17 protein-coding genes are annotated in these 15,686 nt (G+C 71.6%); 13 read left to right on the top strand and 4 right to left on the bottom strand.

The features are described from left to right. Nucleotides 1-85 precede the first annotated feature (85 nt). The 9 genes from ftsH (at nucleotide 86) to ABD785_RS36530 (ending at nucleotide 8,225) form a co-directional block, all read left to right on the top strand. Complete coding sequence (ftsH, locus tag ABD785_RS36570; protein ID WP_344838019.1) at nucleotides 86-2,044, top strand: ATP-dependent zinc metalloprotease FtsH; 1,959 nt, start codon at nucleotides 86-88, stop codon at nucleotides 2,042-2,044. Between the two features lie 23 nt (nucleotides 2,045-2,067). After that, the gene (folE, locus tag ABD785_RS36565; RefSeq protein ID WP_344838014.1) at nucleotides 2,068-2,649 is read left to right on the top strand and encodes a GTP cyclohydrolase I FolE; all 582 of its coding nucleotides are present in this window, start codon (nucleotides 2,068-2,070) and stop codon (nucleotides 2,647-2,649) included. Between the two features lie 114 nt (nucleotides 2,650-2,763). Beyond that, nucleotides 2,764-4,545, top strand: coding sequence for a phosphatidylglycerol lysyltransferase domain-containing protein (locus ABD785_RS36560; RefSeq protein ID WP_344838102.1), 1,782 nt, complete (start codon nucleotides 2,764-2,766; stop codon nucleotides 4,543-4,545). Between the two features lie 21 nt (nucleotides 4,546-4,566). Beyond that, a complete protein-coding gene (gene folP, locus ABD785_RS36555; protein ID WP_344838012.1) occupies nucleotides 4,567-5,409 on the top strand; it encodes a dihydropteroate synthase in 843 nt (280 codons plus the stop codon). Then, nucleotides 5,402-5,842 (top strand): nuclear transport factor 2 family protein, encoded by a 441-nt coding sequence (locus ABD785_RS36550; RefSeq protein WP_344838009.1) that lies wholly within the window; start codon nucleotides 5,402-5,404, stop codon nucleotides 5,840-5,842. Before folP ends, ABD785_RS36550 begins: the two co-directional genes overlap by 8 nt. Further along, the gene (folB, locus tag ABD785_RS36545) at nucleotides 5,823-6,188 is read left to right on the top strand and encodes a dihydroneopterin aldolase (RefSeq protein ID WP_344838008.1); all 366 of its coding nucleotides are present in this window, start codon (nucleotides 5,823-5,825) and stop codon (nucleotides 6,186-6,188) included. Before ABD785_RS36550 ends, folB begins: the two co-directional genes overlap by 20 nt. After that, nucleotides 6,185-6,733, top strand: a complete 549-nt coding sequence (gene folK / locus ABD785_RS36540) for a 2-amino-4-hydroxy-6-hydroxymethyldihydropteridine diphosphokinase (protein WP_344838005.1) — start codon at nucleotides 6,185-6,187, stop codon at nucleotides 6,731-6,733. Before folB ends, folK begins: the two co-directional genes overlap by 4 nt. After that, entirely contained in the window at nucleotides 6,730-7,188 is a 459-nt protein-coding gene (locus tag ABD785_RS36535) for a DUF3180 domain-containing protein (protein WP_344838003.1), read from the top strand. The genes folK and ABD785_RS36535 overlap by 4 nt, the downstream gene beginning before the upstream one ends. 47 nt (nucleotides 7,189-7,235) lie before the next feature. Further along, nucleotides 7,236-8,225 carry a hypothetical protein gene (locus ABD785_RS36530; RefSeq protein ID WP_344838001.1) on the top strand — a complete coding sequence of 330 codons (990 nt, stop codon included), beginning with the start codon at nucleotides 7,236-7,238 and terminating at the stop codon, nucleotides 8,223-8,225. Here ABD785_RS36530 and ABD785_RS36525 read toward each other — a convergent pair whose 3' ends face one another. Together ABD785_RS36525 and ABD785_RS36520 are read right to left on the bottom strand one after the other, a co-directional pair. Further along, nucleotides 8,226-8,402: a hypothetical protein gene (locus ABD785_RS36525; RefSeq protein WP_344837998.1), complete on the bottom strand. Its 177-nt coding sequence runs from the start codon at nucleotides 8,400-8,402 to the stop codon at nucleotides 8,226-8,228. 34 nt (nucleotides 8,403-8,436) lie between these two features. Then, entirely contained in the window at nucleotides 8,437-9,585 is a 1,149-nt protein-coding gene (locus ABD785_RS36520) for an NADH-quinone oxidoreductase subunit D (RefSeq protein WP_344837997.1), read from the bottom strand. A gap of 98 nt (nucleotides 9,586-9,683) precedes the next feature. Between ABD785_RS36520 and ABD785_RS36515 the strand changes: the two genes are divergently transcribed. Further along, nucleotides 9,684-10,223, top strand: a complete 540-nt coding sequence (locus ABD785_RS36515; protein WP_344837995.1) for a PH domain-containing protein — start codon at nucleotides 9,684-9,686, stop codon at nucleotides 10,221-10,223. Then, nucleotides 10,220-11,563 (top strand): PH domain-containing protein, encoded by a 1,344-nt coding sequence (locus ABD785_RS36510; RefSeq protein WP_344837993.1) that lies wholly within the window; start codon nucleotides 10,220-10,222, stop codon nucleotides 11,561-11,563. Before ABD785_RS36515 ends, ABD785_RS36510 begins: the two co-directional genes overlap by 4 nt. A 1-nt stretch (nucleotide 11,564) precedes the next feature. On the opposite strand, the gene ABD785_RS36505 is transcribed toward ABD785_RS36510, so the two are convergent. Both ABD785_RS36505 and ABD785_RS36500 read right to left on the bottom strand, forming a co-directional pair. Beyond that, the gene (locus ABD785_RS36505; protein WP_344837991.1) at nucleotides 11,565-12,611 is read right to left on the bottom strand and encodes a dipeptidase; all 1,047 of its coding nucleotides are present in this window, start codon (nucleotides 12,609-12,611) and stop codon (nucleotides 11,565-11,567) included. Between the two features lie 5 nt (nucleotides 12,612-12,616). Then, on the bottom strand, nucleotides 12,617-13,933 hold the full coding sequence (locus ABD785_RS36500) for an amidohydrolase family protein (RefSeq protein WP_344837989.1): 1,317 nt from the start codon (nucleotides 13,931-13,933) through the stop codon (nucleotides 12,617-12,619). Nucleotides 13,934-14,048: 115 nt separating this feature from the next. Between ABD785_RS36500 and ABD785_RS36495 the strand changes: the two genes are divergently transcribed. Both ABD785_RS36495 and ABD785_RS36490 read left to right on the top strand, forming a co-directional pair. Beyond that, nucleotides 14,049-14,750 (top strand): IclR family transcriptional regulator, encoded by a 702-nt coding sequence (locus ABD785_RS36495; protein WP_344837986.1) that lies wholly within the window; start codon nucleotides 14,049-14,051, stop codon nucleotides 14,748-14,750. Beyond that, entirely contained in the window at nucleotides 14,747-15,685 is a 939-nt protein-coding gene (locus tag ABD785_RS36490; RefSeq protein WP_344837983.1) for an ornithine cyclodeaminase family protein, read from the top strand. Before ABD785_RS36495 ends, ABD785_RS36490 begins: the two co-directional genes overlap by 4 nt. Nucleotide 15,686 lies beyond the last annotated feature (1 nt).

Genomic DNA, 15,686 nt, shown 5'->3' with positions numbered 1-15,686 from the left:
CCGCATCGTCCGGTGTACCTTCAGTAGCTAGCTTTCCACAGACGTTGGTCAGGAGGGACGGTCCCCGCACGGGGTTGCCGCACATATGGACGTGAAGCGCTACTTCCGCGGACCACTGCTGTGGGTCCTGCTTTTCGGGATTCTCGTCGCCCTCGTGATGTGGGGGGTCAATCCCGGTACGACCTATGACAAGGTCGACACCTCGCAGGTCGTGTCCGCCATTCAGAACGGCAAGGTGACGTCGGCGAAGATCGTCGACAAGGACCAGGTCATCCAGGTCAAGACCACCGAAGGCAAGAACCTTCAGGCCAGCTGGGTCGACGGCCAGGGTCTCCAGCTCCAGAACCAGCTCCAGGAGCAGGTCAAGGCCGGCAAGACCACCTCGTACAAGGTCGACGTTCCCAAGCAGAGCCTGATCCTGAACCTCGTGTTCAGCCTGCTCCCGCTCATCGTCATCGTCCTCATCTTCTTGTTCATCATGAACCAGATGCAGGGCGGCGGCTCGCGGGTCATGAACTTCGGCAAGTCCAAGGCCAAGCTGATCACGAAGGACACGCCCAAGACGACCTTCGCGGACGTCGCCGGCGCGGAGGAGGCGATCGAGGAGCTCAAGGAGATCCGCGACTTCCTCCAGAACCCGGCCAAGTTCCAGGCGATCGGCGCGAAGATCCCGAAGGGCGTCCTGCTCTTCGGCCCTCCCGGCACCGGTAAGACCCTGCTGGCGCGGGCCGTCGCGGGCGAGGCCGGCGTGCCGTTCTACTCGATCTCCGGTTCGGACTTCGTGGAGATGTTCGTGGGTGTCGGCGCGAGCCGCGTCCGCGACCTCTTCGAGCAGGCCAAGGCCAACGCTCCCTCGATCATCTTCATCGACGAGATCGACGCGGTCGGACGTCACCGCGGCGCCGGTCTCGGCGGTGGCCACGACGAGCGCGAGCAGACCCTGAACCAGCTGCTCGTCGAGATGGACGGCTTCGACGCCAAGGGCGGCGTGATCCTGATCGCGGCGACCAACCGTCCCGACATCCTCGACCCGGCGCTGCTGCGTCCTGGCCGCTTCGACCGCCAGGTCACGGTGGACCGTCCCGACCTCGAGGGCCGCAAGGGCATCCTCCGGGTCCACGGGCGGGGCAAGCCGTTCGCGCCCGACGTCGACCTCGACACCATCGCCCGCCGCACCCCCGGCTTCACCGGTGCGGACCTGGCGAACGTCATCAACGAGGCCGCGCTGCTCACGGCGCGCTTCGACCGCAAGCTCATCGACATGGAGACCCTCGAGGAATCCATCGACCGCGTCATGGCGGGCCCGGAGCGCAAGACCCGGGTCATGTCCGAGGCCGAGCGGAAGATCATCGCCTACCACGAGGGCGGCCACGCCCTGGTGGCGCACGCCCTTCCCAACGCCGACCCGGTCCACAAGGTCACGATCCTGCCGCGCGGCCGCGCGCTGGGCTACACGATGACCCTCCCGATGGAGGACAAGTTCCTCACCACCCGTTCGGAGATGACCGACCAGCTCGCCATGCTGCTGGGCGGCCGCACCGCCGAGGAGCTCGTCTTCCACGAGCCCACCACCGGCGCCTCGAACGACATCGAGAAGGCCACCTCGATCGCCCGCAACATGGTGACCGAGTACGGGATGAGCGAGCGTCTCGGCGCCCGCAAGTTCGGCAGCGGCAACGGCGAGGTCTTCCTGGGCCGTGACATGGGTCACGAACGCGACTACTCCGAGGACATCGCCTCGGCGATCGACGACGAGGTCCGGCGGCTCATCGAGTCGGCCCACGACGTCGCCTGGGAGATCCTCACCGAGTACCGCGACGTTCTGGACCACCTGGTCCTGGAGCTGATGGAGAAGGAGACCCTCTCCAAGGACATGGTCCTCGAGGTCTTCGCCCCCATCACCAAGCGCCAGAAGGTGAACTCCTACACCGGTTACGGCAAGCGCCTCCCCAGCGAGCGCCCGCCGGTCCTGACCCCCAAGGAGCTCGCCTACACCGGGCCCGCGGAGATCGTCGAAGCACCTGCCGATGAATCGGACGCCTGACCTCTGGGCGTAAAGTGTCCGATATGAGTATCGTCCCGGAGTTCGACCACGCGCGGATCGAGAAGGCCGTTCGCGAGATCCTCTACGCGATCGGCGAGGACCCCGACCGCGACGGACTCCGGGACACCCCCTCCCGGGTCGCGCGCGCCTACGCCGAGCAGTTCGTGGGTCTGCGCCAGACCCCGGCGGACGCCCTCACGACGGTCTTCGAGGCCGATCACGAGGAGATGGTCCTGGTGAAGGACATCGAGCTCGCGTCCGTCTGCGAACACCACCTGGTGCCGTTCCACGGTGTCGCGCACGTCGGGTACACGCCCAACGAGAAGGGCCAGATCACCGGCCTGTCCAAGCTGGCCCGCCTCGTGGACGTGTACGCCCGCCGCCCCCAGGTCCAGGAGCGCCTGACCAGCCAGGTCGCCGACGCCCTGATGGAGACCCTCGAGCCCCGCGGCGTCATCGTCGTGGTCGAGGCCGAGCACCTGTGCATGACGATGCGCGGCGTCCGCAAACCCGGCGCGAAGACCATCACCTCGGCCGTCCGCGGTGATTTCCGCAACAGCCCGGAGACCAGGGCCGAGGCCATGAGTCTCATCCTCGGGCGCTGACACCGGGCACCGTGATATCACGGTGACGGCGCTCCGGCCGGCGGAGCGCGTCCGTGCTCAAGGCGTCAAGGTGGCCTCGCGTTTGCCCGCGGGGCCCTAGGGTGTGTGGCCGTGATGGTGGAGACGGATCGGCGGGACGGGGCTGCTGAGCAGCGGGAGCGGCGGCGGCTCCATCGGAGGGTTCCCCAGGTCGCGGGCGTCCTCGCCCTGCTCACCGGGATTCACGACGTCATCGGCGGGATCTCGCCCGGCTGGCACAACCGGTGGATCGAGATCTCCGAGCTGGTGCCGGGGGCCGTCACCGACGTCGCGCGGACCGGGACCGTCCTCGCCGGGATCCTCCTGCTGATGCTCTCGCACGCGCTGCGCCGCCGGAAGCGGCGGGCGTGGCAGGCGGCCGTGGTGCTGCTGGCCGTCAGCATCGTCCTGCACCTGTTCCGCGACCTCCTGATCATCGAGTCGGTGATCTCGGCGGCGATGCTCGCCGCGCTCCTGTACACCCGGGCCGAGTTCTACGCCGTCGGCGACCCGCGGACGCGCTGGCGGGCCCTGTACACCGGGGTCCTGCTCACCGCCGGCAGCCTGGGGATCGGGCTGCTGTTCCTCCAGCTCAACCACAGGGAGCTGACCCGCGGCTACGGGTTCACCGACCGGTGGCAGAGCGTCTTCCTCGGCCTGTTCGGGATCAACGGGCCCGTCGAGTTCATGACCGACCGGCGCGGTGACCTGTTCGCGCTCGTGATGGGCGGTCTCGGGCTGTTCACGGCCCTGACGGTCGTCTACCTGTTCCTGCGGCCCGCCGAGCCCGTCGTGGCCCTCTCCGACGAGGACGAGCGGCGGCTGCGCTGCCTCCTGGACCGGCAGGGGCACCGGGACTCCCTCGGGTACTTCTCGCTGCGGCGCGACAAGAGCGTCATCTGGTCGTCGTCCGGCAAGGCCTGCGTGACCTACCGGGTGGTGTCCGGGGTGATGCTCGCGGGCGGCGATCCGCTCGGCGATCCCGAGGCGTGGCCGGGGGCGATCCAGGAGTTCATGGCCGAGGCCGACCGGCACGCCTGGGTGCCGGCCGTGATGGGCTGCAGTGAGCTCGGGGCCGAGGTCTGGGTGCGCGAGGGCGGCCTGGACGCCATCGAGCTCGGCGACGAGGCCTTCATCGACGTCGCGGAGTTCAGCCTCGACGGCCGGGCCATGCGGAACGTCCGGCAGATGGTCAACCGGGTCTCGCGGCAGGGGTACCAGGTCGAGCTCAAGCGCGAGAAGGACTTCACCCAGGCCGAGCTGGACGCCCTGTGGAGCCAGGCGGCGGCCTGGCGCGGCACCGACACCGAACGGGGCTTCTCGATGGCCCTCGGCCGCGTCGGCGAGCCCGGCGACGAGGAGTGCGCGATCGCCACCGCCCGGCGGAACGGCGACCTGCACGCCTTCCTGCACTTCGTCCCCTGGGGCCCCGACGGCCTGTCCCTCGACCTGATGCGCCGCGACCGGGCCGCCCAGCCGGGACTCAACGACTACATGATCGCCGAGGCGATCCGGCTCTCCGGAGACCTGGGCGTCCAGCGGATCTCGCTGAACTTCGCGGTCTTCCGTGCCGTCTTCGAGCGCGGCGAGCGGGTCGGGGCGGGACCCGTGCTGCGGGCCTGGCGCGGGCTGCTGCTGTTCCTGTCCCGCTGGTTCCAGCTCGAGTCGCTGTACAAGTTCAACGCGAAGTTCCAGCCGACCTGGCGGCCCCGCTTCTTCGTCTACCCGTCCCTGAACGACGCGCCCCGGATCGCCCTGGCCGCGCTGGAGGCCGAGGCCTTCCTCGTCTGGCCCCGGCTGCGCCTGCCCGGCCTGCTGCCGCCGCCGGCCCGCCGCCGGGCCACGGACGTCCCGGGGCCCCGCCCGTCCGCTCACTGACCATCAAATAGGCTGGTGAGCATGAGCAGTTCGACCGTTCCAGGGCTTCCGGCGCCGGGCCGGTGCCTGGTGATGGGCGTCGTGAACGTGACCCCCGACTCCTTCTCCGACGGTGGCGAGTGGTTCGACCCCGAACGGGCGGTCAAGCACGGCCTGGAGCTGTTCCACGAGGGCGCCGACATCGTCGACGTCGGCGGGGAGTCCACCCGGCCGGGGGCGCAGCGGGTGTCGCTGCCCGAGGAGCTCCGCCGGGTCGTGCCCGTGATCGAGGCCCTGCACCGCGAGGGTGTCCCGGTGAGCGTCGACACCATGCGGGCCGAGGTCGCCGAGGCCGCCGTCGCGGCGGGCGCCCGGCTGGTCAACGACGTCAGCGGCGGGCTCGCCGATCCCGGGATGCCGCAGGTCGTCGCCGCCGCGAAGGTCCCCTACGTGGTGATGCACTGGCGCGGCCACAGCCACGACATGCAGACCAGAGCCGTCTACCAGGACGTCGTCCGTGAGGTACGCGACGAGCTGAACACCAGGGTCGACGCCGTGATCGCCCAGGGCGTCGACCCGTCGATGATCGTCTTGGACCCCGGCCTCGGCTTCGCCAAGCAGCCGGAGCACAACTGGCGGCTGCTCGCCCACCTGTCCGGATACGCCTTCCCGGTGCTGGTCGGCGCCTCGCGCAAGCGGTTCCTCGGCCGGCTCCTCGCCACCCCCGACGGCACGCCGCGCGCCTTCGACGAGTGCGACGACGCGACCCTGGCCGTCACCGCCCTGGCCGCCGCCGAAGGCGCCTGGTGCGTTCGTGTGCACAAGGTTCGCCCGAACGCCGACGCGGTGCGGGTCGCCGCAGCGATAAGGTCCGCGCGTGGCTGATCCTGAAATCGCGGCGGTAGAAGCCGCCAACTCCCGGTTCTACAACGCCTTCGAGACCGGTGATCTCGACCTCATGCACGAGGTCTGGGCCGGGGGCGCGTTCGCCGAGGGCGTCTCCTGCGTCCATCCGGGGTCGCCGATGCTGCGGGGCCGCGACGAGGTGCTCCGCTCCTGGGCCCTCGTCATGGCCAACACGCCCTACATCCAGTTCGTCCTCACCGAGGTCCACACCGAGGTCCGGGGCGACCACGCGGTCCTGACCTGCGAGGAGAACATCCTCATGGCGGACGACTCCGAGAACGGCTTCCTGGCCGGGGGAAGCGTCGTCTCGACCAATTTGTTCGTGAAGGAAGAAGGCGAATGGCGGCTGTGGGTCCACCATGGCTCGCCGGTCCTCGGTGGGGTGGAGGAAGATGACGACGGACAGGATTGAGCTGCGCGGCCTGCGGGCAAGGGGGTTCCACGGAGTTCTGTCCGCCGAGCGCGAGCTGGGCCAGGAATTCGTCGTCGACGTGATTCTGGGCCTGGATTTGCGGCCCGCGGCGGAGAAGGATGATGTCTCCCTGACCGTCCACTACGGGGAGCTGGCGACAGCTCTCGTCGATGTCGTGACCGGCGAGCCGGTCGACCTGATCGAGACCCTCGCCGAACGGCTGGCGGCGGTCTGCCTGGCCGACGAGCGGGTCGTCGAGACCGAGGTGACCGTGCACAAGCCCGCCGCCCCCATCCCGCACCCCTTCACCGACGTCGCTGTCACGATCTTCAGGAGCCGTGGATGACCGCAGCCGACCGGACCCTCACCGGCGGGCACATGCTCGTCCAGAACAAGGTGGTGCTGTCGCTGGGCAGCAACCTCGGCGACCGCATGGAGAACCTCCAGGAGGCGATCGACGCCCTGTTCGACGCCCCCGGCCTCACCCTCGTCTCCCTCTCCCCCGTCTACGAGACCGCGCCGTGGGGCGGGGTCGAGCAGGACGACTTCCTCAACGTGGTGATCGTCGCGGTCACCCGGCTCACCCCCGAGACGCTCCTCGACCGCGTGCTGTCGATCGAGGAGTCCATGCGGCGCGAGCGGATCGTCCGCTGGGGCCCGCGCACCCTCGACATCGACATCGTCCAGTTCGGCGAGATCACCTCCGACGACCCCGACCTGACGCTGCCGCATCCGCGCGCTCACGAGCGGGCGTTCGTGATGGTCCCGTGGGCGGCGATCGACCCCGACGGCGTCCTGCCCGGCCACGGCCGTGTCACGGACCTGGCGGCGACGCTCGGCACCGAGGGTGTGAACCTCCGGGGCGATCTGACCCTCCAGCGACCCGCGTGAAGGCATCCCGCGCGCCGATCCTGGCCGCGCTCGTCATCGTCCCCGCCCTCCTGGTGTGGGCGCTGCTGCGCGTCTCCTACTCCGACCTGCCGCCGCTGCCGTGGACGGCCGTCCCGACCCTGCTCCTGCTGGCGCTGGGCGAGATCGTCACGGCCGCGGGGCTCCGCAACCGCATCCACCACAAGACGGCCGCGGAGAAGGCCCGCCCGGTCGATCCGCTGGCCGTCGCGCGGATGGCCGTGCTCGGCAAGGCCAGCGCGCACGCGGCCGCGGTCCTGGCGGGGATCTTCGGCGGCTTCATGCTGTTCCTGACCGGCGAGCTCGACAAGTCCACCCCGCGCCACGACTTCACGGTCAGCACCGCCTCGGCGGTGGCCGCCCTGATCCTCGTCGGCGCGGGCCTCTACCTGGAGTGGTGCTGCCGCATCCCCGAGGACCCCGGAGATCGCCGCTGAGGCGTCCCGGCGCGAACCGTGAACGTCCCGGGCGCGTCTGAGTCTCTGTGATCACCCCCGACCTGCGGTTGCACCGGCTGCGCGGAACCTGGCTCTACGGCACGCTGCTGCTGTCGCTGGGCGCCTTCGCCGTCGCGATCGCCCTGGCGCCGCCCGCCGGGACCGAGCCCGGACGGGCGCTGACCGGCCTGCTGTTCCTGGGCAGCTCCATGCACGTGGCGGCGACCGGGTGGTTCTACACGCTGCCGGAGATCCGCTCCCATGCCCGCGCCCACCTCGGCCGGTACGCGACCGTCCCGCTGGCCCTGGTCGCCGGGACGGCCGCGGTCGCCGCGGCGCTCCCCTCGACGACCTTCCGCTGGGCGCTGTACGCCTTCTTCGCCTGGCAGTTCTTCCACTTCCAGAAGCAGAACCTGGGGATGGCCGCGCTGGCGGCGAGCGCGCTGCGGGCCGGGTCGCTGTCGCGCGACGAGCGCAACGCGGTGGCCGTCACCGGGATCGCCGGGACGGTCGCGCTGCTCACCAGGCCGGATCTGCTCGCCCTCGCCGACGCCCATCTCGCGCGGATCTTCCCCGTGGCGTGCGCGGCCTTCCTCGGCGGGATCGGTCTCGGCCTCTACGGGCTGTACCGCCGCAACAACCGGCCGCCGGCGTTCGTCGCGATGTACCTGGGCTCGCTGCTGTTCTTCGCGCCGGTGTTCCTGCTGGAGGCGCCCTACGCGGCGGTCGCGAGCCTCATCGTGGCGCACGGCCTGCAGTACCTGCTGATCGTGGGGATGGTGGCCGTGACGCCGCGGCCCGGCGGCGGCCCGCTGGGCGTCGCGACCATGTTCGTGATCGCCCTCGCCGGGGGCCTCCTGCTGAACTTCGCCTCACATCTGCACGGCTCGCCGCACGCCTGGGAACGCGCCCTCTACGGCGCGTTCCTCGGTGCGACGATGGCCCACTTCGTGGTCGACGCGGGGCTGTGGCGGCTGCGCGAGGAGTTCCCCCGCCGCTTCCTCACCGCGCACCTGCCCTATCTGCTGAAGCCCTGATCAGCCGCCGCCGCAGGTCGGCACGTCACCGGCCACGGCCAGGCCCGCGAACGCGACGACGACCCCCGCGATCGCCAGCAGGACGAACACCGCCGCCACGACTCCGCGGCTCACCCTCCGGCGGGGCCGCTTCGGCTGCTCGGTCTCGTACCAGTTCGCCTCGAGAACATCGCTCATGCCCGTCAGACGCGCGGAGCGGGCGAACGGTTCGCTACTTGTCGACGTCGCCGACGACGAAGAACATGCTGCCGAGGATGGCGACCATGTCGGCGACGAGCTGGCCTTCGAGCATCTCGGGGAGGGCCTGGATGTTGTTGAAGGACGCGCTGCGGAGCTTGAGGCGCCAGGGGGTCTTCTCGCCGCGGCTGACGAGGTAGTAGCCGTTGAGACCGAGGGGGTTCTCGGTCCAGGCGTAGGTGTGGCCGACCGGGATCTTGAGGATCTTGGGCAGGCGCTGGTTGATCGGACCGGGCGGGAGCTCCTCGAGGACGTCGAGGCAGGCGTCGGCGAGATCGAGGGAGGTGAGGACCTGGTCGTGCAGGACCTCGAACCGGGCCAGGCAGTCGCCTTCGGAGCGCGTCACGACGGGCACGGTCAGATCGCCGTAGGCGAGGTAGGGCTCGTCGCGCCGCAGGTCGAAGTCGACGCCGCTGGCGCGGGCGATCGGCCCGCTGACGCCGTACTGCAGCACCTGCTCGCGGGTGAGGACGCCCACGCCGCGGGTGCGGGCGCGGAAGATCTCGTTGCCCATGATCAGCTCGGAGATGTCGGGCATCCGGGAGTGGACCAGGGCGATCGCCGCGCGGGTGCGGGCCATCCAGCCGAGCGGCAGGTCCTCCTTGAGGCCGCCGACCCGGTTGAACATGTAGTGCATCCGGCCGCCGCTGACCTCCTCCAGCACGCGCTGGAGCTCCTCGCGCTCGCGGAACGCGTAGAAGATCGGGGTGATCGCGCCGATCTCGAGCGGGTAGCTGCCGAGGAACATCAGATGGTTGAGCACCCGGTTCAGCTCGGCGAGCAGGGTGCGCGCCCAGACGGCCCGCACCGGGACCTCCATGCCGAGCATCCGTTCCGCGGCCAGGACCACGCCCAGCTCGTTCGCGAACGCCGACAGCCAGTCGTGCCGGTTGGCCAGGACGATGATCTGCCGCAGGTCACGGACCTCGAACAGCTTCTCCGCGCCCCGGTGCATGTAGCCGATGATGGGCTCGGCGTGCTCGATCCGCTCGCCGTCGAGCCGCAGCCTGAGACGGAGCACACCGTGGGTCGACGGGTGCTGCGGGCCGATGTTGAGGATCATGTCCTCGGTGGCGAGTTCCCTCGCGCCGGCCCCGATCCCGAACGTCTGCACCTTGCTCATGTCCGTCATCGTCGCAGACTCGCCGCCGAAGAGGTGAGGGTGAGGTGCCCGAACCGGGCCTGTTTCCGGTTGACTTGGTCACGATGAACGAGGTCCCGATGAACGAACAGCCCCAGATGCTGCCGCCGCAGCCCTACCGCCAGCGCACCCGTGAGGAGGCGTTCACCCCGCCGGAGGGGGCGCAGTGGTGGCGGGTGTCGTCGCGCCTCAAATGGCACCGCCGGGTGATCGCGCTGCTCGTGGCCCTGCTGATCGGCCCGCTGGGCGCCTTCGTGGTGGCCAGGACGGGCGGCGGGCTCGGCGCGATCGCCTGGACGGCGGCCGTCCTGCTGGGCTTCGGGCTGGCGTGGATCGTGGCCGAGCAGGGATACCAGGCGTGGGGCTTCCTCGAACGCGAACACGACCTGATCATCACCTCGGGGGTGTTCACCCGGCGGCTCGTGTTCGTCCCCTACGGGCGGATGCAGTTCGTGGACGTCACCTCGGGCCCGCTGGAGCAGGCGTTCGGCCTGGCGACGGTGCGGCTGCACACCGCGTCCGCGACGACCGACGCCCGCATCCCCGGGCTGCCGGTGGCGGTCGCCGACCAGCTCAGGGACCGGCTGGCCGACCGCGGCGACGAGGGGACCGGCCTGTGAACCCCTCCTCCCCGGCCTTCCATCCGCCGCAGCACAACCCGTGGCTGACGCACGGAGTCCACCGCTTGCACTGGGCGACCGCGCCGCTGCGCTCGTTCATGATCGTGGTCATCTACTTCGTGCTGTTCGGGTTCTCGCTGCTGCTCACCAGGAACGACGAGGACAGGCTGGTCATGACGCCCGGCACCGTCCTGCTGTTCCTGATCGTGTCGGCGCCGGTCGTGGCCGTCGCGGTCGGGGTCGGGCTGTGGACCTGGTGGGCGGTCCGGTTCTGGATCGACGGCGACGACCTGGTCGTCGACTCGGGGATCGTGCGCAGCCGGATCCGCCGGATCCCGCTCTCGCGGATGCAGGGCGTCGACGTGGTCCGGCCGCTGATCAGCCGGGCGCTGTCGCTCGCCGAGGTCAGGCTGGAGCTGGCCGGCGGCACCTCGGCCGAGATCACCCTGCGCTATCTCAGCGACCGCAGGGCCCAGCAGCTCAGGGCGGAGCTGCTCGCGCTGGCCGCCGGGCTGCCGGGCCGGACGCCGGAGGCGCCGGAGCGGCCGTTCTACCGGGTGCCGTTCCTGACGCTCTTCGCGTCCCTGGTCTTCAAGATCCCGGTGATCATCGCCTGCTGCGCGTTCGTGGCGCTGATCGGTTTCGGGATCTGGGCGGGGGAGCTGGCCGTGGTCGCGGCGGTCGTCCCGGTCCTGCTGGGGCTGCTGCGCGGCGTGGTCGCCCCGATGGTCATGTACACCGACTTCCGCTGCTCGATCTCCCCCGACGGCCTCCGGCTGCGGTACGGGCTGTTCGAGACCCGGCTCCAGACGCTCCCGCCCGGCCGGATCCAGGCCGTCCGGGTGGTCGAGCCCCGGCTGTGGCGCACCTACGGCTGGGCCAGGGTCGAGGTGACGGTCGCGGGCTACGGCGGCGAGCGCCAGGCGCTGTCCTCGACGCTCCTGCCCGTCGCGCCCCGCGCCGTGGCCTTCGCGATGATCAGTGAGGTCTTCCCCGGGGTCGCCCTCGCCGAGATCCCGTTCAAGGAGGGCAGGTCGCGGCTGGAGCCCGAGGCCGCCGCCGGTTCGAGCCGGGACGTCTTCGTGACCCGCCGGGGCGCCTTCTGCCGCACCTGGGACGTGGTGGCCTTCGCCCGGGCGCAGTCCGTCCGGCTGACCTCGACCCCGCTCCAGCGGCTGCAGGGCCTGGCGACCGTCCATGTGGACGTCCCGCCGGGCCCCGTGCACGTCTCGGCCGTCGACCGCGACCTCGCCGAGGCCCGCGAGCTCGGCGAGGACACCCTCCGCAGGTCGCTCAACGCCCAGGCCCGCTCCGGCTCCCCGGAACGCTGGGCGCGTTAGCTCAGCTCCAGATGCGGTCGGCGTAGGCGAGGAAGTTGAGGCCGAGGATCTTCTCGATGCGGGTCGAGGTGCAGCCGCGCTCCTCGAGCAGGCGGATGAGCTTGCGGAACTGGCCGGGGCCGCACAGGTCGAGGACGAAGGGCAGGGTGTCGGAGCGTTCGCCGGTGGCGGCGACCCCGGCGGCGAACCGGGCGGCGGTGTGCTCGGCGAGGGTGGCGCGGTAGGCGTCCATGTCGTCGATGCCGGTGATGGAGCCGTCGGTGCCGATGCCGACCGCGTCCTCGCCGCACACGTCGACGGCGTGCAGGATGTGCTCGACCACGTCCTCGGCCGTGGCGTGGCCCGACAGGTTCAGGTAGGGCATGAAGTAGATCCCGACGAAGCCGCCGCGGTCGGCGACGAGCCGGAGCTCCTCGTCGGTCTTGTTGCGCGGCAGGTCGGTGACGGCCCGGCAGCCGGTGTGGTTGATCGAGACGGGCCGGGTGGAGATCCTCGCCGCCTCCAGGCAGGTGGCCTCGCCGCTGTGCGACAGGTCGACCATCAGCCGCTGCTCGTTGATCGCCTCGACGACCTCCCGGCCGAACGCGGTGAGGCCGCGGTTCTCCGGCGCCATCGAGCCGTCGCCCAGGTGGTTGGCCTGGTTGTAGGTGAGCTGGACGATCCGCACGCCCCGCCCGGCGAACTCCGCGATCCGCGAGGGATCGGTGCCGACCTGGACGGCGTTCTGGAAGCCGTAGATCACTCCGACGCGCTTCTCGGCGTGGGCACGGCGGATGTCGTCGGCGGTCAGGACCTTGAGCAGGTCGTCCGGGTGGGCCTCGATGATCGAGTCCCAGACGTCGAGCTCGTGCAGGGTGTGCTCGTAGGGCGGCTCGTCGCCCATGACGTAGCCGAGGGTGACGTTGACGGCGCTCAGCCCGGAGGCGTGGGCGTCGGCGATGGCGCGGGCGTCGACGATCATCTCGTCGCTGTTCTGGAGCAGCGCGCTCGCGGAGTCGAGGCCGGCGTTGGGGTTGTCGAGCCCGCCGAGGGCGTTGACGATCAGCATGGGCGTCAGTCCTTGTTCGTGGTGGGGGCCGGGAAGCGCAGCCCGCGTTTGACGGTGCAGAGGACGCCGCGCAGGGCGGCGACGTCGGCTTCGGGATCGGCCGCGAGGATGACGAGGTTGGCGAGCTTGCCCGCCTCGACCGTGCCCATCTCGGCCTCGGCGCCGATGCCGCGGGCGCCGACGAGGGTCGCGGACCTGAGGGCCTGCGCGACGGACAGGCCGCACTCGGCGACCAGGAACTCGATCTCCTCGATCAGCGCGGGATGGTCCTCGCCGGCGGAGGTCTCGTAGTCCGTCCCGGCCGAGATCTCGACGCCCGCCCGGTGGGCCTGGCGGGTGAGGGTCGCGGCGAGCGCGGCCATGTCCAGGGCGTGGGCCCTGTCCTCGGCCCGCTCCTCGGGGACGCGGTCCGCGAGCCAGGTCCACAGGACCGCGGTGGCGTCGAGCACGACCCCCCGCTCGCGCATGTCGGCGAGGAGGGCCTCGATCACCGGGTGGTCCCCGGCGGCGAAGGCGGGGAAGTCGATCGGCGGCTTGTGCTTGTACGTCGCGGGGCCGAGCGCGGCCGAGGCCTGGTGGGCGAGGAGGGTCACGTGCGAGACGACGTCGGCCCCGGCCGCGACGACGTCGGCGGGGCTGGCGGGGAAGACCGCGGCGTGCGCCCAGACGCGCAGCCCCTGCCGGTGCGCCTCGGCGGTGATCGCGGCGACGGTCTCCGCGGGGAGGTCGGCGTAGATCTTGACGGCCGTCGCGCCGGTGCCCCTGGCCATGGCGACGGCCAGCGGCAGGTCGGTGTCCTCGGTGATCGCCTGCATCCACGGGACGGCCCCGGGGACGGCCCCCTTCGAGACCTCCCAGGTGCGGGGGTCGTCGAAGAACCCGGGACCGGCCATCAGCGCCGCGTAGTGGATGTCGGGGCCGGGGATCTCGCCGACGCGGGTGGCGCGGGCGAGGTCGCCGATCTGGCGGAGGTCGTCGGCCATGTCGCGGATCGCGGTGACGCCGCCGAAGACCTGGCGGCGCAGCACGGCCTCGGCCACGGGGCGGTCCGGCGGGGTGGCGAGATGCTGGTGGGTGTCGATCAGGCCGGGGATGACGAACCGGCCGGTCAGGTCGACCCGCTCGACGACGTCGAGATCCGGCAGATCGGAGGGCAGGTCGGCGTCGGGGCAGACCAGGCGGATGCGCTCTCCGTCGACGACGATCGAGGTCCCGGGCACCGCGGGGCCGCCGTGGCCGTCGAGGAGGGTGGCGCCGCTGTAGACGGTGACCGTGCCCGCGGCCGGTGCCGCGAAGGGGGTCGGTGCGCCGAGGAACTCCATGCGGCCGCCTCTCTCGTTCGGTTGTTACATAGTACGTAACAGTGGTATCACTGGACAAAACACACGCTAGCGGTAGGGGAGGGATGCATCGGTGCCGAGGTCGGTCAATTCGGCGGTGGACAAGGCCCTGGACCTCATCGAGATCGTCGCGGGGGCCGAGTCGGCGCCGCGCCTGAGCGAGCTCGCCGACGCCGCGGGGCTGCACCGCGCCACCGCCCACCGGGTGCTGGCCGATCTGCTCCGGCGCGGCTGGGTCCAGCGCGACGGCGACCGCTACCTGCCGGGCGTCGCCGTGCTGCGGCTTTCGCGGACCGCCGCCACCGACGCCCTGGTGGCGCTGGCCGGGCCGGTCCTGCGGGGGCTCTGCGAGCGCACCGGGATGATGGTGAACCTCCAGGTGCTGGAGACCGACCGGGCGCGCGTCGTCGACGCGGTCAGGCCGGGACGGCTGGCGATGATCACCGATCTGGTCGGTGAGGCCCTGCCCGTCCACCGGTTCGCCGGTCCGCTGGCCCTGGTCGCGGCCCTGCCCGAGGCCGCGAGGGCGCCCTATCTGCGGGTCGCGGAGGCCGATCTGCATCCCGCCGAGGCGCTCCGTGCCGATCTCGCCGCCGTCGAGCGCGACGGGTACGCCCTGGAGCACGGGCGGGCCGACAGCCTCGTCGCCTCCCTCTCGCGGGCCGTCCCCGCCCATCCGCGCTGCGCGCTGACTCTCGTCGGCCCCGACCGCGAGTTCGGGCCCGCGTCGCTGCCCGCGTTGCTCGCGGCGCTCACCGAGGCCTGCGACGCCCTCGCGGGCCTGCTGGAGGGCGCATGAGCACGCTGGTCCTCGACGCCGCCGCGACGGCCGCCGGGCTCGATCCCGCGGCCGTCGCCGAGGCGGTCGGGAAGGCCCTGGTCGAGATCGCCAGGGACACGGTGTCGGTGCCGCCGCGGGTGGCGGCCTTCGCCCCCGCCGGGCTGGTCGGGGCGATGCCGGGCCATGTGCCCGGGGTCGGGCTGGCCGCGAAGCTGGTGTCGGTGTTCGGCGATCCGGAGCGTCCGGGACGGAGCACGCACCGGGGGATCGTCGCGCTGTTCGACGAGGACGACGGACGGGTCCTGGCCCTCATGGACGGCGGGGCGATCACCGCGGTCCGTACGGCGGCCGTCGCGACCGTCGCGCTGAGGGCCCTGGCCGGGACGCCGGAGCGGATCGCGATCGTCGGGACGGGCGTGCAGGCCGCGGCGCAGGCCGATCTGCTGGCGGCGCTGCTTCCGGGCGTCCCGGTCGTGGTCGGCGGGCGGGCCCGCGGCCGGGCCGAGGCCGTCGCGGCGCGCTGCCCCGGCGCGGTCGCCGCGGGCGTCGAGGAGGCGGTGCGCGGCGCCGGAGCCGTCCTGTGCTGCACCGGGGCGACGGAACCGGTCGTCCGGCCGGAGTGGCTGGCCGGGGGCGTGCACCTCGGCTCGGTCGGCGGTTCGCACGGGCCCGAGATCGATCCGGCCGTCGTCGGTGCCGGGACCCTGTTCGTGGAGTGGCGGGGGGCCGTCACCGAGCCGCCCCCGGCAGGGGCGCACGAGCTCCAGGGCCTCGACCCGGCCCGTGCGACGCTCCTCGGCTCCGTCCTCGACGGCCGTCGCCCCGGCCGGACCTCGGCGGCGGAGACGACCGTCTTCAAGTCCACCGGCCACGCCGCCCTCGACGTCGCGGCCGCCGCCGTGGTCCACGCCCATGCCAGGGCCCGCGGGCTGGGCGTCGAGGTGGCGTTCTGAC

Source organism: Actinocorallia longicatena, from assembly GCF_039534125.1.
Taxonomy (GTDB): domain Bacteria; phylum Actinomycetota; class Actinomycetes; order Streptosporangiales; family Streptosporangiaceae; genus Actinocorallia; species Actinocorallia longicatena.
The sequence above is the reverse complement of the archived record's forward strand: the minus strand, read 5'-3'. Positions and strand labels throughout refer to the sequence as shown.